The organism is Glycomyces amatae, from assembly GCF_020991375.1.
Lineage (GTDB): Bacteria > Actinomycetota > Actinomycetes > Mycobacteriales > Micromonosporaceae > Glycomyces > Glycomyces amatae.
The window spans coordinates 18,422-37,403 of record NZ_JAJLQZ010000022.1 but is presented as its reverse complement, the minus strand read 5'-3'; the positions used below and the strand labels follow the sequence as shown (position 1 = coordinate 37,403).

Annotated in this window: 12 protein-coding genes; 3 read left to right on the top strand and 9 right to left on the bottom strand. The window is 71.4% G+C overall.

What is annotated here, in order from left to right; all coding sequences use genetic code 11:
- Positions 1-64 precede the first annotated feature (64 nt).
- The 3 genes from aroQ to aroC form a co-directional block, all read right to left on the bottom strand.
- A complete protein-coding gene (aroQ, locus tag LO763_RS23990) occupies positions 65-490 on the bottom strand; it encodes a type II 3-dehydroquinate dehydratase (protein WP_230789929.1) in 426 nt (141 codons plus the stop codon).
- The gene (gene aroB, locus LO763_RS23985; RefSeq protein WP_230789926.1) at positions 487-2,043 is read right to left on the bottom strand and encodes a 3-dehydroquinate synthase; all 1,557 of its coding nucleotides are present in this window, start codon (positions 2,041-2,043) and stop codon (positions 487-489) included. The genes aroQ and aroB overlap by 4 nt, the downstream gene beginning before the upstream one ends.
- Positions 2,044-2,256: 213 nt before the next feature.
- The gene (gene aroC, locus LO763_RS23980) at positions 2,257-3,435 is read right to left on the bottom strand and encodes a chorismate synthase (RefSeq protein WP_369432070.1); all 1,179 of its coding nucleotides are present in this window, start codon (positions 3,433-3,435) and stop codon (positions 2,257-2,259) included.
- Positions 3,436-3,783: 348 nt separating this feature from the next.
- On the opposite strand from aroC, the gene LO763_RS23975 reads away from it, so the two are divergent.
- Together LO763_RS23975 and LO763_RS23970 are read left to right on the top strand one after the other, a co-directional pair.
- Entirely contained in the window at positions 3,784-4,770 is a 987-nt protein-coding gene (locus LO763_RS23975; RefSeq protein WP_230790037.1) for a LacI family DNA-binding transcriptional regulator, read from the top strand.
- A 164-nt stretch (positions 4,771-4,934) separates the two neighbouring features.
- On the top strand, positions 4,935-7,529 hold the full coding sequence (locus LO763_RS23970; RefSeq protein ID WP_304608870.1) for a glycoside hydrolase family 9 protein: 2,595 nt from the start codon (positions 4,935-4,937) through the stop codon (positions 7,527-7,529).
- A gap of 173 nt (positions 7,530-7,702) precedes the next feature.
- Here the strand turns inward: LO763_RS23970 and LO763_RS23965 are convergent, their stop codons facing one another.
- The 4 genes from LO763_RS23965 to gsmA form a co-directional block, all read right to left on the bottom strand.
- Complete coding sequence (locus tag LO763_RS23965; protein WP_230789920.1) at positions 7,703-8,020, bottom strand: hypothetical protein; 318 nt, start codon at positions 8,018-8,020, stop codon at positions 7,703-7,705.
- A gap of 164 nt (positions 8,021-8,184) precedes the next feature.
- Positions 8,185-8,793 (bottom strand): prepilin peptidase, encoded by a 609-nt coding sequence (locus tag LO763_RS23960; protein WP_230789918.1) that lies wholly within the window; start codon positions 8,791-8,793, stop codon positions 8,185-8,187.
- 118 nt (positions 8,794-8,911) lie between these two features.
- Complete coding sequence (gene uvrA / locus LO763_RS23955; RefSeq protein ID WP_230789916.1) at positions 8,912-11,845, bottom strand: excinuclease ABC subunit UvrA; 2,934 nt, start codon at positions 11,843-11,845, stop codon at positions 8,912-8,914.
- Positions 11,846-12,074: 229 nt separating this feature from the next.
- Positions 12,075-13,136: a sporangiospore maturation cell wall hydrolase GsmA gene (gene gsmA, locus LO763_RS23950; RefSeq protein ID WP_230789914.1), complete on the bottom strand. Its 1,062-nt coding sequence runs from the start codon at positions 13,134-13,136 to the stop codon at positions 12,075-12,077.
- A 176-nt stretch (positions 13,137-13,312) separates the two neighbouring features.
- On the opposite strand from gsmA, the gene typA reads away from it, so the two are divergent.
- Positions 13,313-15,184, top strand: coding sequence for a translational GTPase TypA (gene typA / locus LO763_RS23945; protein WP_230789912.1), 1,872 nt, complete (start codon positions 13,313-13,315; stop codon positions 15,182-15,184).
- A gap of 425 nt (positions 15,185-15,609) precedes the next feature.
- Here typA and LO763_RS23940 read toward each other — a convergent pair whose 3' ends face one another.
- Together LO763_RS23940 and LO763_RS23935 are read right to left on the bottom strand one after the other, a co-directional pair.
- Positions 15,610-16,524: a proteasome assembly chaperone family protein gene (locus LO763_RS23940; RefSeq protein WP_230789909.1), complete on the bottom strand. Its 915-nt coding sequence runs from the start codon at positions 16,522-16,524 to the stop codon at positions 15,610-15,612.
- Between the two features lie 237 nt (positions 16,525-16,761).
- Positions 16,762-18,975 (bottom strand): peptidoglycan D,D-transpeptidase FtsI family protein, encoded by a 2,214-nt coding sequence (locus tag LO763_RS23935; RefSeq protein ID WP_230789906.1) that lies wholly within the window; start codon positions 18,973-18,975, stop codon positions 16,762-16,764.
- Positions 18,976-18,982 lie beyond the last annotated feature (7 nt).

Genomic DNA, 18,982 nt, shown 5'->3' with positions numbered 1-18,982 from the left:
CGGGGCGGTCACGCCCGGTTTCGGCAGCTCCGCCGCGGTCGGCGCCTCCGGGCCGCCGCGGGGTTCAGCGGGCGGCGAGGTGCCGCAGCGCGGCCGTGTAGCCGTCGGGGCCGAGGCCCGCGATGACGCCCTCGGCGTGGGCCGACACGAACGAGTGGTGCCTGAACGCTTCGCGTTTGTGGACGTTGGAGAGGTGGACCTCGATGAGCGGGGCCGTGAGCTGGGCGCACGCGTCGCCGACGGCGACGGACGTGTGGGTCCAGGCGGCGGCGTTGAGGACCACGGGGCAGGCCTCGTCGGCGGCCTCGTGGAGCCATTCGAGGAGTTCGCCCTCGTGGTTGGTCTGGCGGAAGTCCACGTCGAGGCCCAGCTCCTCCCCCGCCTTGGCGCAGAGCGCCTCGAGGTCAGCGAGCGTCTGCGACCCGTAGATCGCGGGCTCGCGCTTGCCGAGCCGGTTCAGGTTGGGGCCGTTGAGGACGAGGACCTTCATGCCGTGAGCCTCTCGTAGGCCTCGCGCTGCTGCTCGGCCGTGACGTCGTCGACGACCACGGGTTCGGCGAGCGCGTCGAGGAGCACGAACCGCTGGGTCGCGCCGACGTTCTTCTTGTCGATCTTCATGACCTTGAGGAGGTCGTCCCAGCGCCCGGCCTCGTACGCGGTCGGCAGCCCGAGCGAGGCGAGCACGGCCTTGGTGCGCTCGACGAGGTCGACGCGGCCGGTGATCGCGTTCAGGTGGGCGGCGTAGACCATGCCGACGGCGACGGCGTCGCCGTGGCGCCAGCGGTAGTGCTCGAGCTTCTCGATGGCGTGGGCGAAGGTGTGCCCGTAGTTGAGGACGGCGCGCAGGCCGCCCTCCTTGAGGTCGGCGGCGACCACGGCGGCCTTGACGGCGATGGCGCGCTCGACGAGCTCGGCGACCACGGGGCTCGCGGCGTCCAGGGCGGCCTCGGGGTCGGCCTCGACGAGGTCGAGGATGACCGGGTCGGCGATGAACCCGGCCTTGACGACCTCGGCGAGGCCCGCGGCGAGGTCGCGCACGGGCAGGGTCGCGAAGTTGTCGAGGTCGACCAGGACCGCGCGCGGCGGGTGGAAGGCGCCGACGAGGTTCTTCCCGGCGGCGGTGTTCACGCCGGTCTTGCCGCCGACGGCCGCGTCGACCGCGCCGAGCAGGGAGGTCGGGACGTGGACGACGCCGACGCCGCGCAGCCAGCAGGCGGCGACGAACCCGGCGAGGTCGGTGACCGCGCCCCCGCCGACGCCGACGACGAGGTCGGTGCGGGTGAAGCCCTCGGCGCCGAGCGCCTCCCAGCACTGCTCGGCGACGGCGACGGTCTTGCCGTCCTCGGCGTCGGGCAGCTCCATGAGGGTCGCCTCGACCCCGTCGGGGACGAGGGCGCCGACGCGTTCGGCGAGCTGGGCGGTGCTGGCGGTGTGGAGGACGGCGACGCGGGCGGCCTTCCCGAGGAACTCGGAGAGGCGGTCGGTCGTGCCGTGTCCGATGAGGACGTCGTACGGCGCGTCGGCGTCGTTCACGGTCACGATCCGCACGGCCAGGCGCACGGTGATCTCGTCGGTCACGTCGGCCACGTCCCTTCCGGTGGTGTCGATCTCGATGTCGGCGACCTCGCGGTAGAGCGGCAGGCGCTCGTCCATGAGCCGGCGCAGGGTGGCGCGGGGGTTGACCTGGAGGAGCGGGCGGCCCCGGTCGAGTTCGGTGCGCTTGACCGCTTCGGCGAGGTCGACCCGCAGGTGGACGACGGTGACGTCGGCGAGGAGCTTGCGCGTGGACTCGGCGAGGACGGCGCCGCCGCCCAGGGCGAGGACGCCGTCGTGCTCGGCGACGGCGCGGCGGACCGCTTCGCGCTCGAGGAGGCGGAAGTGGTCCTCGCCGTCGTCGACGAAGATGTCGGGGATCGGCTTGCCCGCGGCGGCGGCGATGTCGGCGTCGGCGTCGCGGAAGGGCGCGCCGAGCGCCTCGGCCAGGGCCTGGCCGATGGTGGTCTTGCCCGACCCGGGCGGCCCGACGATGACGACAAGACTCATCAGTGTTCACTCCGGTTCGGGGAAGGCGAGCGCAGCGAGCCGGCTGGGCGGGGCGGCGGGTGCGGGCTCATCGGCGTTCACTCCGGTTCGGGGAAGGTGAGCGCAGCGAGCCGGCTGGGCGGGGCGACGGGTGCGGGCTCATCGGCGTTCACTTCCGTTCGAGGGAGGCGGGTTCCGGGAGGGGCCGCCCTGCGGCGGCCCCTGCGGGCGGGTCTACTTCACCCGCAGGTGCTCGAGGTAGCCCTCGAAGTTGCGGCGGGACTCGGCGACGGCGTCGCCGCCGAACTTCTCCAGGGCCGCCTCGGCGAGGACGTAGGCGACCATGTGCTCGGCGACGACGGCCCCGGCAGGGACGGCGCAGACGTCCGAGCGCTGGTTGATCGCCTCGGCGGCCTCGCCGGTGGCGGTGTCGACGGTCCGCAGGGGGCGCGTCAGCGAGGAGATGGGCTTGAGCATGGCCGAGACGCGCAGCGGCTGGCCGGTGGTGATGCCGCCTTCGAGGCCGCCGGCGCGGTCGGTGAGGCGCTCGACGCCGTCGGGGCCGGGCACGATCTCGTCGTGGGCGGAGGAGCCGCGCACCGAGGCCTGCACGAGGCCGTCGCCGATCTCCACGGCCTTGACCGACTGGATCGACATGAGGGCGGTGGCGAGGCGGGCGTCGAGCTTGCGGTCCCACTGGACGTGGGAGCCGAGCCCGGGCGGGAGGCCGTAGGCGAGGACCTCGACGACGCCGCCGAGGGTGTCGGCGTCCTTCTTGGCGGCGTCGACCTCGGCGACCATGCGGGCCGAGGCCTCGGGGTCCATGCAGCGCAGCGGGTCGGCGTCGACGGCCGCGGCGTCGCCCGGGGCGGGGACGAGGCCGTCCTTGGCGCGGACGGGGCCGAGGGCCTTGACGTGGGAGACGATCTCGATGCCGAAGGCCTGCTTGAGGAAGGCCTTGGCGACGGTGCCGCCGGCGACGCGGGCGGCGGTCTCGCGGGCGGAGGCGCGCTCGAGGATCGGGCGGGCGTCCTCGTGGTCGTACTTCTGCATCCCGGCGAGGTCGGCGTGGCCGGGGCGGGGCCGGGTGAGGGGGGCGTTGCGGGCGACTCCGGCGAGTTCGGCGGGGTCGACCGGGTCGGCGGCCATGACGGCCTCCCACTTGGGCCACTCGGAGTTGCCGACGCGGATGGCGACGGGCGAGCCGAGGGTGCGGCCGTGGCGCAGGCCGCCGATGAAGCTGACGACGTCGGCCTCGAACTTCATGCGGGCGCCGCGGCCGTAACCGAGCCGCCGGCGGGCGAGCTCGGCCGCCACGTCGCCGGTGGTCAGCTCGATCCCGGCGGGCAGGCCGTCGAGCGTGACCACGAGTTCGGGGCCGTGGGATTCTCCAGCTGTCATCCATCGCAACACGCCGTCAAGTCTGCCACTGGGGCGGGTGTGATTCGGCACCTGGTGGACGTGGCGTCCCACCGGCTGGGCGGCGCGGTGCGGCGGCGGCACGCGGGGCCCGCGGCGCGGGAGTGCCGGCAGTGGCGCGGGAGGCCCTGCGGGGCAGCGGTTCACGCGTCCGGCCCGGTTTCCGGGGTCCGGTCGGCGGGACGGGGACCGCTAGACTCGAACGATCATGTTCGCAGGTCAACCGCAAGATAGTGAAGATTTCAACAAAGCTGCGTACGGAAGGACGGCGGTGCGATGACCCCTCGACCCGCACGGCGATCCGCAGACCGCTCCCCGGCACCGCGGTCGCGCAAGCCCACGATGGCGGACGTGGCCGCCGAGGTCGGCGTCTCCCGCGCCCTGGTCTCGCTGGTCTTCCGCGGCCGGCCGGGCGCGAGCCCCGAGACCCGCGAGCGGGTCTTCGAGGCGGCGGCCCGGCTCGGCTACGAGCCCGACATGGCCGCCCGGCTGCTCGCGCGCGGGCGCAGCCGGGTGCTCGGCGTGCTGTTCACCGCGCGCAACCCCTACCACGTGGACCTGGTGGAGGCGATCTATCCGGCCGCCGAGGAGCTGGGCTACGACCTGGTGCTGAGCGCGGCGGTGCCGACCCGGGACGAGCGCAAGGCGATCGAGGCGCTGATCGGGCACCGCAGCGAGGCGCTGCTGCTGTGCGGGCCGAACATCCCCGACGCCGAGGTCACGACGCTGGGCGGGCGGCTGCCGACGGTCGTGATCGGCCGCCACATCAAGGACGCGGGGGTGGACGTGGTGACCTCGTACGACCGGCCCGGGGCCCGCGAGGTGGTCGACTACCTGGTGGGGCTGGGGCACCGGGACATCGTGCACGTGGACGCCGGGAGCCAGCCGGGCGGTCCGGAACGGCGGCGGGCCTACCGGGACGCGATGCGCTCCCACGGGCTCGGCGAGCGGATCAGGGTGATCCCCGGCAGCCACTCGCAGGAGGGCGGATCGGAGGCGGCGCGGCTCCTGCTGAAGGAGGAGCGGCCGCTGCCGACGGCGGTGTTCGCGGCGAACGACCAGTGCGCGCTGGGGCTGCTGGACGTGTTCACCAGGGCGGGCGTCAACATTCCCGAAGAGGTCTCGATCGTGGGCTACGACGACAGCCACATCGCCGGGCTCAGCCACATCGACCTGACGACGGTGCGCCAGGACGTGCCGCGCCTGGCGCGGCTGGCGGTCCAGGCGGCCGACGAGCAGCTGCGCGGCGCCCGGCGGCCGGGGGCGAGCCTGAAACTGGAGTCGCGCCTGGTCGTGCGCGGTACGAGCGGGCCGCCGAACGCGGGATGAGGCGGCCGACGCCCGAAATGAAAGCGCTTGCGGCCGTAGGGATCTCAAACGAACGCGAAACCGATTGCCGCAATTCCTGCGGAAATGGCTTATTGACATTCATAAATTTCAATGACAGGATGTGCGTGGTAACGCTCCCAAAATCCTTGCAGGAGGGCATTCCCATGCCGCTGTCCGCACCCGAACGACCGCCCTGGTCCCGGCGCCTGGCATTCGCCGCCGCGACCGCACTCGCCGTGGGGATGGCCGCGGCCGCACCCGCCGCGCAGGCCCAAGAGGAAGAACCGACGAACCTCGTCACCAACGGCGACTTCGCCGACGGCACCACCGCCTGGTGGACCACCGCGAACCTCACCGGCGCGGTCGCCGACGGCGAGTGGTGCATCGACGTGCCCGGCGGCACCCTGAACCCCTGGGACGCCATCGTCGGCCAGGACGGCCTGCCGCTGGTCACCGGCGAGTCCTACGAGCTCCAGTTCACCGCCCGGGCCTCGGCCGACGTGAGCGTCCGCGCCCTCGTCCAGCAGCCCGTCGACCCCTGGGTCACCGCGCTGGAGGAGTTCCCGGCCCTCACGGCCGAGCCGCAGTCCTTCAGCTACGCCTTCACCGCCGGCGCGGACTTCCCCGCGGCGCAGCTCGCGTTCCAGATCGGCCGCAACGACGAGCCCTGGCAGTTCTGCCTCTCGGAGGTCGCCTTGCTCACCGGAGCCGAACCGCCCGTGTACGAACCCGACACCGGCCCGCGCGTGCGGGTCAACCAGGTCGGGTACCTCCCCGACGGACCGAAGCGGGCCACGCTCGTGACCGAGGCGACCGACCCGGTCCCGTGGCAGCTGCACGACGCGGCGGGCACCCTCGTCGCCGACGGCGAGACCGCGGTCCACGGCGACGACGCCGCCTCGGGCGAGTCGGTCCACGTCATCGACTTCTCCTCGGCCGCCGCGACCGGCGAGGGCTTCACGCTCACGGCCGACGGCGAGACCTCCTACCCGTTCGCGATCGGCGGTGACGCCTACGGCGCCATGGCCGTCGACGCGCTGTCGTTCTACTACCCGCAGCGCTCGGGGATCGCGATCGACGACGCGATCGCCCCCGGGTACGGCCGCGAGGCCGGGCACGTGGACGTCGCGCCGAACCAGGGCGACGGGGCCGTCACCTGCTACGGCGGCGCCTGCGACTACGCGCTGGACGTCACCGGCGGCTGGTACGACGCGGGCGACCACGGCAAGTACGTGGTCAACGGCGGCATCTCGGCCGCGCAGGTCATGTCGGTCTACGAGCGGGCGCTCCACGCGCCCACCGGCGACGCGGCCCGGTACGCGGACGGCTCCCTGCGCCTGCCCGAGCACGGCGACGGCGTCCCCGACGTCCTCGACGAGGCGCGCTGGGAGGTGGAGTTCCTGATGTCGATGCAGGTCCCCGCGGGCGAGGAGCTGGCGGGCATGGCCCACCACAAGATCCACGACGAGAACTGGACCGGCCTGCCGCTCATGCCGGCCGACGACCCGGAGGCCCGGTTCCTCGAGCCGCCGTCGACGGCGGCGACGCTGAACCTGGCGGCCGCGGCCGCGCAGGCCTCGCGCCTGTTCGAGCCGTACGACGCCGAGTTCGCGGCGCAGGCCCTGGAGGTGGCCGAGACCGCGTTCGCTGCGGCGCTGGAGCACCCCGAGATCTACGCGGTCGACCGCGGCGCCGGCGGCGGCCCCTACGGGGACGACAACGTCACCGACGAGTTCTACTGGGCCGCGGCGGAGCTGTTCCTGACCACCGGCGAGCAGGCCTACCAGGACCAGGTGACCGGTTCGGAGCTGCACGAGGGCGACGTCTTCGGTCCGGGCGGCTTCTGGTGGGGCGAGGTGGCCCAGCTGGCCAAGATCGACCTCGCCACCGTGCCGAACGCGCTGCCCGACCGCGACGACGTGATCGCGCAGGTCGTGGCCGGCGCCGACGCCTACCTGGCCCAGCAGGACGCCAACCCGTGGGACCTGGGCTACGGGGCCTCGGGGACCTTCGACTGGGGCTCGAACAGCGCGGTGCTCAACCGGCTCGTGGTGCTCGGGACGGGCTTCGACCTCACCGGCGACGCGAAGTACCGCGACGGCGTGCTGGCCGGCCTGGACTACATCCTGGGCCGCAACGCCCTCGGGAACTCCTATGTGACCGGCTACGGCTCGCACTACTCGCAGAACCAGCACTCGCGCTGGTACGCCAACCAGCTCGACCCGAGCCTGCCGAACCCGCCCGTCGGGACGCTGTCGGGCGGGCCGAACTCGGCGGCCTCGACCTGGGACCCGGTCGCGCAGCGCTGGCTGACCGGCTGCGTGCCGCAGCGGTGCTACATCGACGACATCGGGTCGTGGGCGACCAACGAGCTGACGATCAACTGGAACGCGTCGCTCGCGCAGGTCGCGGCGTTCGCGGCCGAGCAGGAGGCGGCCGTGCAGGGCACCCCGTCGTGCTCGGTCGAGTACCTCGTCAACGGCCAGTGGCCCAGCGGGTTCAACGCGCAGGTGGCGGTCACCAACACCGGTGACGAGCCGCTGGAGGGCGTGACGCTGCGGTGGACGATGCCCACCGGGCAGTCGATCGTGCACTCGTGGAGCGCGGCCCTGGACCAGAACGGCCACACGGTGACCGCGACCGAGCTGGGCGGCGGCTACGCGCTGAAGCCGGGCCGGACGTTCACGTTCGGGTTCATCGGGGCGAAGGACGCCCGGGCCGCGGTGTCGCCGGCGACGGTGACCTGCACCGTCGGGTGAGGCCCGGCGCGAAGGTGACGCGCGGCGGCCCGTGACGGGGCGTCGGCGAACAGCACGAGGGCGGCCACAGTGACACTGTGGCCGCCCCGTCAGTCTTTCATGCCGCCGCATGAGGGACTTGCAGAGTCGGGACCGGCGCTGCGACGCGCCGCCCTAACTCCGGGTCGAGGACCTTAGTCGTCCCAACCGTGGTGCTTCTTGTGGTCCCAGTGGTGACCGCCATCGATGTCGGCGTCGGTGTCGTCGACCATCGTGTTGATGTCGGTGTCGTTCATGTCGCAGGAGGCGCCGCCGAGAGCGGTGAGCACGTCGACGTCCACCAGGTCGACAACGTCGGCGACGTTGACGCAGAGGTTGGACAGGATGTCGATCCCGAAGTCGTTCTGGCTCAGGTCGTAGTTCGACTCCGCCATGGCGGGCGAAGCCGCACCGACGGCGAGCAGCGTCGCGGCCCCGGCGACCACGGCGCCCTGAACTGCTTTGCGAAGCATAAAGGCTCCCTTGGTTTGATGTGACTGAACAGTCCTGATTGACAGGACTGACACGACCTTAGGTGATTTCACGGTGATTTTGAGTGATTTCTCCTGGCGCGTCGAAAAAATTACATTGATCCGATTTCGCAAGGATTTCGCATGTTCCTGCCGGGCGAGAGCGGTCACGCCCAGAGCGAAGGTGCGGCGGCGAGGCCCGCCGCCGCACCGAGCAGCATCGCCGGCCCGAACGGAAAGTCCTTGCGGCGCAACAGCAGCACTGCGACGGCCTGCACTCCTCCGATGAGGACGGCCGCGAGCGCGGCCAAGACCGCGGACTGCCACGACCCCCAGCCCAGCACCAGGCCGAGGAGACCGGCCAGCTTCACGTCGCCGAAGCCGAACTGCCCCGCGGCGCAGCCGATGCCGTAGAGCGCCATGCCGGACGCCGCGCACAGCGCCGCCCGCAGCATCGCGTCGCCGTCGCCGGTCGCCAGCAGCAGCGCCCCGACCGCCGGGTACGCCGGCAGGACGAGCACGTCGGGGAGGCGGCGCTCGTACGCGTCGATCCAGCCCGCCGCCGTCCCGGCGAGGGCGACCAGCGCCAGCGCGCAGCCGTACAGGAGTCCTTCGGCGCGCCAGGCGATCAGCAGCGCCGCGCCGACGCTGACGGCGGCGAGGAGGCGCGGGTCCGGGCGCCTCGCGGTCGCCAGCGCGACCCCCCGGATCAGACCGGGGACGGCGAGGATCGCGGCTGCCGCCGCACTCACGAGGACCATGCTGCCGAGGACCATGCCGCCGATGCTCGCACCCGGTTGCGGCGCAGCACGAGAGCGACGCGGCCGAAAACGGCCGCGTCGCTCTCGTCGATGTGGCGATCCGCCGCCCGGCCCTGCGGCCGCCGGCGGTGCGCTACTGCTTCTTGCGTCCGTTGCCGGACTTGGCCCTGCGGGCCGCCGGGCCGTCCCCGTTGCCCTCGCCGTCGAGGCCCAGCAGCGGGCGCAGGTAGGCGCCGGTGTGGCTCGCCGCGATCGCGGCCACCTCCTCCGGCGTGCCCGCCGCGACCAGGGTCCCGCCCTTGTCGCCGCCCTCGGGGCCGAGGTCGATGACCCAGTCGGAGCACTTGATCACCTCGAGGTTGTGCTCGATGGTGATCACCGTGTTGCCCTTGTCCACCAGGCCGTCGAGCACCCCGAGGAGCTTGCGCACGTCCTCGAAGTGGAGGCCGGTGGTCGGCTCGTCCAGGATGTACACGGTCTTGCCCGTGGAGCGCTTCTGGAGCTCCGAGGCGAGCTTCACGCGCTGCGCCTCGCCGCCCGAGAGCGTCGGCGCGGGCTGGCCGAGCCGCACGTAGCCGAGGCCGACGTCGTTGAGGGTCTTCAGGTGCCGGTGGATCGACTGGATCGGCTCGAAGAACTCCGCGGCCTCCTCGATCGGCATGTCGAGCACGTCCGAGATGGTCTTGCCGCGGTAGTGGACCTTGAGCGTGTCGCGGTTGTAGCGCGCGCCGCCGCACTCCTCGCAGGGCACGTACACGTCCGGCAGGAAGTTCATCTCGATCTTGAGCGTGCCGTCGCCGCTGCACGCCTCGCAGCGCCCGCCCTTGACGTTGAAGGAGAACCGGCCCGGGCCCCAGCCGCGCACCTTCGCCTCGGGCGTGCCCGCGAAGAGCTTGCGGACCTTGTCGAACACGCCGGTGTAGGTGGCGGGGTTCGAGCGCGGCGTGCGCCCGATCGGGGACTGGTCGACGCCGACCACCTTGTCGACCCCGTCGAGGCCGGTGATGGTGCGGTGCTTCCCGGCGACCAGCTTGGCCCCGTTGATCTCCGCGGCCAGCGTGTTGTACAGGATCTCGTTGACCAGCGTGGACTTGCCGGAGCCGGACACGCCCGTCACCGAGACCATGCAGCCCATCGGGAAGGCCGCGTCGATGCCCTTGAGGTTGTTCTCCCTGGCGCCCTTGACGACCAGTTCGCGGCCGGGATCGACGGGGCGGCGCTTGCCGGGCACCGGGATGTGGCGGCGGCCCGCGACGTAGTCGCCGGTGATCGAGCCCTCGGCCTCGGTGAGCCCGGCGACGGGCCCGGAGTAGATGACCGAGCCGCCGTGCTCGCCCGCGCCGGGGCCGATGTCGACGATGTGGTCGGCCACGCGGATGGTGTCCTCGTCGTGCTCGACGACGATGAGCGTGTTCCCCAGGTCCCGCAGGCGCTCCAGGGTCGCGATGAGCCGGTTGTTGTCGCGCTGGTGCAGGCCGATCGAGGGCTCGTCGAGGACGTACAGCACGCCGACCAGGCCCGCGCCGATCTGCGTGGCCAGGCGGATGCGCTGCGCCTCGCCGCCCGACAGGCTCCCTGAGGCGCGGGCCAGGGTCAGGTAGTCGAGGCCGACGTCGAGCAGGAACTGGAGGCGCGCGGTGACCTCCTTGACGATCGGCGCGGCGATCATCGTGTCGCGGTCGGAGAGCTTGAGCGCGTGGAAGAAGACGGCGCACTCGGCGACCGAGAGGGTGCAGACCTCGTGGATCGACAGGCCCTCGACGGTGACCGCGAGGACCTCGGGCTTGAGGCGGGCCCCGGCGCAGGTCGAGCACGGGATCTCCCGCATGAACTGCTCGTACTTCTCGCGGGTCCACTCCGAGTCGGTCTCGTGGTGGCGCCGCTCGACCCACGGGACCAGGCCCTCGAAGCGGGTCTCGTAGGAGCGGCGCTGGCCGCGCTTGTTGCGGTAGGAGACGTGGAGGGTCTCGTCGTAGCCGTACAGGACCGCCTTCTGGGCCCGGTCGGGCAGATCGGCCCAGGGCGTGTCGACGTCGAAGCCGACCGCCTCGCCGAGGGCGACGATCTGGAACAGGAAGTAGTCCCCCATGCCCACCGAGGACCACGGCGCCAGCGCCCCGTCCCGGATGGTGGCCTCGAGGTCGCGGATGACCAGCTCGGGGTCGACCTCCTTGCGCACGCCGAGGCCGTGGCAGACCGGGCAGGCGCCGAAGGGGGCGTTGAACGAGAAGGTGCGCGGCTCCAGCTCGTCGAGGGTGAGCGGGTGGTCGTTGGGGCACGCGAGCTTCTCGGAGAAGCGCCGGGTGCGGGCCGGGTCGCCCTCGGGGACGTCCACGAAGTCGAGGACCACCACGCCGTCGGCGAGGCCGAGCGCCGACTCGACCGAGTCGGTGACGCGCTGGATCGAGGAGGGCTTGACGACGAGGCGGTCGATGACCACGTCGATGTCGTGCTTCTCCTGCTTCTTGAGCTTGGGGACGTCGGTGAGGGCGTACACCTCGCCGTCGACGCGCGCGCGGGCGTAGCCCTGCTGCTGGAGGTCGGCGAACAGGTCGAGGAACTCGCCCTTGCGCTTGCGGACCACGGGGGCGAGCACCTGGAAGCGGGTGCCCTCGGGCATGGCCATGATCTGGTCGGTGATCTGCTGCGGGGACTGGCGGCCGATCTCCTCGCCGCAGACGGGGCAGTGCGGGACGCCGACGCGGGCGTACAGGAGCCGCATGTAGTCGTAGATCTCGGTGATGGTGCCCACCGTCGAGCGCGGGTTGCGCGAGGTGGACTTCTGGTCGATGGAGACCGCCGGGGACAGGCCCTCGATGAAGTCGACGTCGGGCTTGTCCATCTGGCCGAGGAACTGGCGGGCGTAGGCCGAGAGCGATTCGACGTACCGGCGCTGGCCCTCCGCGAAGATCGTGTCGAACGCCAGGGAGGACTTGCCCGAGCCGGACAGGCCGGTGAAGACGATGAGGGAGTCGCGGGGCAGGTCGAGGTCGACGTCCTTGAGGTTGTGCTCGCGCGCGCCGCGCACGACGATCGCGCCGGAGGCGTGCGTCTCGGTGTCAGTCATGTGCGCTGCTGAAGAAAGCTGCTCGTTCGCCACGGTGGGAATCTAACGTTCGGGTCCGACAGTTCTGGGAGGCCCGCTGTTCGAAGCCGTCGCGGTCGCGGGCCGCCCGTCGAGGCTACCTCGCGCGGAGCTGCGGGTTCCGCCGCCGGTGTGACCTTTCCCTCAGCGTTCGCGCAGAGCGCAGCGGCCCGGGGAGAACCCGGGGCCGCTGCGCCGTCGCCCGGCCGCGTCAGTCGAACCGGTAGAGGTCGTAGTCGTCCATGATCCCGATGAGCTTCTCGGCGTACTTCGGGTCGGTGGCGTACCCGGCCTTGTGGATCTCCTTCGCGAAGCGCCTCGGGTCGTCGGCGTGGTCCATGGCGGTGGCGTAGCGCGACCAGTTCGACAGCAGGTCGCCGTGGTCGCGGTAGGAGTCGGCCACCGTCTTGTAGGCGCGGAAGGTCGCGTCCATGTCGAAGCACCCGCCGGTGGGGCTGCACTCGAAGGTGGCGTAGTCGCGGCAGCCCACGGCGTGGTCGCCGGGCGAGCCGAAGCACTTCATGCCGAACAGGTTGTGGTCCTCGCGGGCCAGCGCGCCCCTGCCCCAGCCGGTCTCGAGGATCGCCTGGGCGAGGGTCACCGAGGCGGGCACGCCGGTGGCGTCGTCGCTGGCCTGGGCGGCGGCCGCGTGGGCGTCGATGAAGCCCTGGTTGCCGCCGCGCGGCACGGACGGCGGGTCCTGGCCGCACCACGGCAGCCACGGCTCGCCCCGGCTCCAGCCGACGTAGGCGGCGCTGACGTAGCGCTTGTCGCCGATCTTGTACCAGACGCCGGTGGTGCGGGCGGTGCCGTCGACCTCCTGGCCCCAGACCTGGCACTGGACGAGCAGGCCGGCGCCGTTGGCGTAGGCGCCCTGGTGGCCGGCCGTGGAGTTCGCCGCGGCGCGGACGTTGAGCTCGCCGCCGCCGGTGGTGACGCGGGCGGTGGTGGCCTCCTGGGTGGACGCGGCGCACCAGGGGACGTCCTGCGAGGGCGACCAGGCGACGTAGGCGTTGGCGATCCAGCGGTCCTTGCCGATGCGCAGCCAGGTGGAGGAGTTCCGCACGTGCCCCTTGATGAGCTCGCCGCGGACCTTGCAGAAGACCTCGGGGTTGGCGCCCTTGGCGAGGGTGCCGACGGTCTTGCGGTCGGTGGCGGGGCCCGAGCGCACGTTGACCGGGCCCGAGTCGGTGGAGACGACCGCTCCTGTGATCTTCGCGTAGGTGGGCAGCGCGCCGACGAGGATCGCTCCGGCGGCGAGTGCGAGAACCATAACGAATCGGATGGATATATGGAATACGCCCATAAATCGCAGTGTAAGTGTCGTCAGACATTCGATCATGAAAAGGCATAATGTGAGCGTTGTTTCCGTAGTGTTCGCCCACTTGGTGTCCGCGATCACCAGGGTTGACGCCAGGCCGGTCATGTGCTTAGGCGACAATGGTCGTCGTGTCTACACGCTCTGATCTGCGAAACATCGCCATCGTCGCCCACGTCGACCACGGCAAGACCACGCTCGTCGACGCCATGCTGAAGCAGGCCGGCGCCTTCCGCGAGGGCGCCGCGGTCGACGACCGCGTCATGGACTCGGGGGACCTGGAACGCGAGAAGGGCATCACGATCCTCGCGAAGAACACCGCGGTCCACTACACCAACCCGGCCGACGACTCCGCGATGGTCATCAACATCATCGACACGCCCGGCCACGCCGACTTCGGCGGCGAGGTCGAACGCGGCCTGTCCATGGTGGACGCGGTGGTCCTCCTCGTCGACGCCTCCGAGGGCCCGCTGCCCCAGACCCGCTTCGTGCTGCGCAAGGCCCTCACCGCGCGGCTCCCGGTCATCCTGTGCATCAACAAGACCGACCGCCCCGACGCCCGCATCGACGAGGTCGTCAACGAGACCTACGACCTGTTCCTGGACCTCGACGCCGACGAGGAGCAGATCGAGTTCCCGATCGTCTACGCCTGCGCCCGCGACGGCGTCGCCTCGCTGACCAAGCCCAAGGACGGCACCGTCCCCGAGGACTCCGACAACCTCAAGCCGTTCTTCGACACCATCATCGAGCACGTGCCCGCGCCCGAGTACACCGAGGGCGCGCCGCTCCAGGCCCACGTGACGAACCTCGACGCCGACAACTTCCTCGGCCGCATCGCCCTGTGCCGCGTCGAGGAGGGCGAGCTGCGCAAGGGCCAGACCGTCACCTGGATCAAGCGCGACGGCACCATGTCGAACGTGCGCATCACCGAGCTGATGATGACCGAGGCGCTCACCCGCAAGCCCGCCGAGAAGGCCGGCCCCGGCGACATCTGCGCCATCGCGGGTATCCCCGACATCATGATCGGCGAGACCCTCGCCGACCCGGAGAACCCGGTGGCGCTGCCGCTGATCACCGTGGACGAGCCGGCCATCTCGATGACCATCGGCACCAACACCTCGCCGCTGGTCGGCAAGGGCGGCAAGGGCCACAAGGTCACCGCGCGCCTGGTCAAGGACCGCCTCGACCGCGAGCTGGTCGGCAACGTCTCGCTCCGCGTCCTCCCGACCGAGCGCCCCGACGCCTGGGAGGTGCAGGGCCGCGGCGAGCTGGCCCTGGCGATCCTGGTCGAGCAGATGCGCCGCGAGGGCTTCGAGCTCACCGTGGGCAAGCCCGAGGTCGTCACCAAGCAGATCGACGGCAAGACCCACGAGCCGGTCGAGCGCCTGACCATCGACTCCCCCGAGGAGCACCTGGGCGCGATCACGCAGCTCATGGCGGCCCGCAAGGGCCGCATGGAGACGATGACCAACCACGGTTCGGGCTGGATCCGCATGGAATGGCTCGTGCCTTCCCGCGGCCTCATCGGCTTCCGGACCGAGTTCCTGACGCAGACCCGGGGCACCGGCATCGCGCACTCGATCTACGAGAAGCACGAGCCGTGGTTCGGCGAGCTGCGCACCCGCAACAACGGCTCGCTCGTGGCCGACCGGGCCGGGGCGGTCACCGCGTTCGCGATGATCAACCTCCAGGAGCGCGGCACGCTGTTCGTGGGGCCGACCACCGAGGTGTACGAGGGCATGATCGTCGGCGAGAACTCGCGCTCGGACGACATGGACGTGAACATCACCAAGGAGAAGAAGCTCACGAACATGCGCGCGGCCTCGGCGGACTCGACCGAGAACGTGGTCCCGCCGCGGGCGCTGTCGCTGGAGCAGTCGCTGGAGTTCTGCCGCGAGGACGAGTGCGTGGAGATCACGCCCGAGACCGTGCGCATCCGCAAGGTCGTGCTCGACCAGAAGGAGCGCGGCCGCACCGCCTCGAAGGCGAAGTACAACAAGTAGGCAAGTAGTTCGTGGAGTAGCGAGGGCCGGGGCCTGGCGGGCCGCGGCCCTCGCTCGTATTCAGTTGTGCGCGGCGCGGTCTGGTGGAGGTGCCCGGGCGCGGGAGCCACCCCGCGACCCGAGTCTTGCGGCGGTCCGCGCGGTCCCCTACTAACCGCCTACCTACACCAAAACTGGGGCAAGCTTTACGCAGAAAGTCAATGCGCTCAAGACATTCTTTTTGCCTGTGGATAACTCTGCGAGCAGGGGACGCGTTCGTTCGCGGGGCTGTGGACAACTGGTCGTCCTCGCCTCGCCGGCGTTCGGGCAGACGCTACTGGTCGTCCTCGCCCCGGTGAGGCGGTGGGCGGCTTGTCGTCTTTGCCTTGCTAACACTCGGCCAGGCCCTACTTGTCGTCCTCGCCTCGCCGGCGCTCGGCCAGGCTCTACTTGTCGTCCTCGCCTCGCTGGCGCTCGGCCAGGAAGTGCTCGAAGGCGGCGCCGAGTTCGTCGGCGGTGGGCATGCGGCCGTCCTGGAGCATCTCGTCGGCCTCGGCGGCCTCGGTGAAGGAGTCGTACTGGTCCTCGAGGGTCTTCACCACCTCGCCGACCTCTTCGGACTCGGCGACCTGCTCGGCGATGTCCGAGTCGACTTGGGAGCGTTCGAGTTCCAGTTCCTCGTCGTCGGGCAGGTCGAGGCCGGTGGCCTCGCGGATGCCTTCGAGGAGGCGCATGGTGGCGGCCGGGTAGGTCATCTGCATGACGTAGTGCGGCACGTGGACCGACAGGCCGATGGCGTCGCGCCCGGACTCGCCGAGGCGGTACTCCAGGAGCCCCGCGGCGTTGCCGGGGACCGTGACCTCGTTGAAGACGGGCCGGTTGTCGAAGACGAGTTCGGGGCGGGTGGCGTGGACGGTCATCCCGAGCGGGCGCGTGTGCGGGACGCCCATGGGGATGCCCTGGAAGCCCAGGGTCAGCGGCACGTGCCAGTGCTCGACCAGGTCCTCGACCGAGTCCACGAAGCGTTCCCAGGCGAAGTCGGGTTCGGGGCCGGTCATGAGCAGGAAGGCGCGGTCGGACGCGTCCCGCATGAGGTAGACCACCAGCTGGGGGGCTTCGAAGTCGGACCAGCGGTCGATCGAGAACGTCAGGTTGGGGCGCCGCGAGCGGTAGTCGATGAGCTGGTCCACGTCGAAGGACGCGATCGGGGTGTGCTCGCAGATCTTGAAGAGGTGGTCGACGACCCCGCGTCCCGCCTGCCCCGCGTCCATGTAGCCGTCGAGGAAGTGCAGCAGGACCGCTCCCCGGGCCTCCGGCGGCTCGGCGAGGACTTCACACAGTGCCCAAGGGTCAACGTTCAAAACAATCGGCTCCTTCTTCCTTGACGCCTTCGATGCTAACGCCCTGAGCCGACCCCCGATTCCCCCTCGGGGAGAACTTCGGAGGAGCGTCACTCGCCCCGTCTGCACCTGAGCGCGAGCGGGTTCGGTGCGCTTCGCCCGTGCCTGCCGCCGTGTCCTGGGCGCGGGTCGGGGCGGGTTCGCGGCGGTTCGGCTCCGCGCGCCCGCCGCCCCGCTCCGGAGGGGCTTCGCCGCGACTCACCCCCACACGTCGAACACCGGGGCGGGTTCGGTGGCGGGGCGGACCCCGAAGTAGCCCAGGGCGAACTCGTTGATCTCCTTGAACGCCTCGCCGGTCGTCGAGCCGCCGCCGCCCCCGCCGGGGACGTAGACGCTGACGGCCACCACGTACTGGGGGTCCTCGGCGGGTGCGAAGCCGACGAAGGAGGCGACGTGGCCCTCCGCGTACTCGCCGTCCACGACGAGGCCGCCGGTGCCGGTCTTCCCGGCCAGGTGGTAGTGCTCGAGGGCGGCGTTGCGGCCCGTGCCGGTCTCGTCGACGATCGGGGCCTGGAGCAGGTACTGGAGGTTCTCGGCGGTCTCGGTGGAGATCACCCGATGGGTGTCGGGTTCGGGGCCCTCCTCCTCGACTTCGCCGCTGGAGTCCAGGAGGTGGTCGATGAGGGTGGGTTGGACGTAGACGCCGTCGTTGGCGATCGCGGCGTACATGGCGGCCATCTGGATGATGGTGGCGGTGCCTTCGTGGCCGATCGGGACGGAGCCGTAGGAGGTGCCCGACCAGTTGTCGGGCGGTTGGAGGATGCCGGCGGCCTCGCCGGCGACGCCCACGCCGGTGGGTTCGCCGAGGCCGAAGGCGAGCTGGTACTCGTAGAGCTTCTCGGGGCCGAGGCAGTCGGCGAGTTGGATGGTGCCGACGTTGGAGGACTGGGCGATGATGCCGGCGAGGCTCAGGACGGCGTCGCCGTGCGGGTAGCCGTCCTCGTAGATCTCGCCGCCCTTGTTGATGGTCTGCGCGACGGGCATGGTGCCGTCCGGTTCGATGCAGCCCTCTTCGAGGGCGGCGGCGAAGACGATGGCCTTGTGGATCGAGCCGGGGTCGACGGTGGCCTGGGTGCCGTAGTCGCGGTAGGCCTCGTCGCCGTCGACGTCGAAGGGGTTGGCGGCGTCGTAGGTCGGGGTGGAGGCCATGGCGAGCATCTCGCCGGTGCCGACCTCCATGACCATCGCGGAGCCGAACTCGGCGTCGTGCTCCTCGACGGTGTCCTCGAGGATGTTCTGCACCTGGAACTGGAGGTCGGCGTCGAGGGTGAGCTGGACGTCGTTGCCGGGGACGGCCTCCTCTTCGCGGTAGAACGCGCCGGGGATCGGCTGGCCGGACTGGCTGCGCTCGTAGGAGACCTCGCCGTCCTCGCCGGAGAGCCATTCGTCGTAGGCGGCCTCGAGGCCGCCGAGGCCTTCGCCGTTGTCGCCGCCGGTGAAGCCGATGACGTTGGCGGCCAGGTCGTGTCCGGGGACGATGCGGCGCTCGTCGTCGCCGATGATGAGGCCGGGGTCCTTCATCTCGCGGATCTGGTCGCCGATGGCGAGGTCGACGCCGCGTTGGAGGTAGGTGAAGCGGATGGCGTCGCCTTGGGGGGTCTCCTTGGTGGCGATGAGGGGTTCGAGTTCGGAGGCGGGGCGGCCCAGGAGGGGTCCGAGTTCGGCGGCGACGGCGGCGGGTTCGCCTTTGAGCATGACGGGGTCGACGGCGATGTAGTTGGCCTCGATGGAGTAGGCGAGGCGGTTGCCGTTGCGGTCGAGGATGGAGCCGCGTTCGGCGGGGAGGGGTTCGGTGGTGAGGCGCTGGTTCATGGCCTCGGCGGCGTAGGCGGCGGAGTCGGTGACCTGGAGTTGGATGAGCCGGGCGCCGGAGACGGCGAGGAGGACCATGACGAAGGCCGCGGCCATGCGCATGCGCCGTGAGGAGCTGCCGAGGCGCGGGAGGCGCGGGGCGGGGCGGACGGGGACGGGCCCGGTGGTGCGGTTCGCGGGGCGGCGCTGGGAGGCGATGGTGCCGGTGCGGCGGGTCCGGGCGGGTCGGGGGGCGGTGGTGCGGCGGGTCTGCTCGCGGGTGGCGCCGGTGCGGCGCACCGGTTCCGATTTGACGGTGCCGGTGCGCCGGGTGCCGGTGGCGCCGGGTTCGGCGGTGACGGCGCCGGTCTCGCGTTGGCGCCGTTCGCGGGAGCGGGCGGCGGCCTCGCGGCGGCGTTTGGCCGCGAGGTCGCCGGTCTCCTCCTGTTGGGCCCGGTTGCGTTCGCGGCGCGCGGCCTCGCGGTCGCGCGCCCCGTTCTCGCGGGCCCGGTTGTCCTCCGGCCCCGCGGCCTCGCGGACGGTGCGTCCGCGGGGCGTGTAGCGGCGCGCCCGGCTGATCGAGGAGGGGTCGCGCCGCCTGCGGGGGTCGGACTCGGTCATCGGCGTC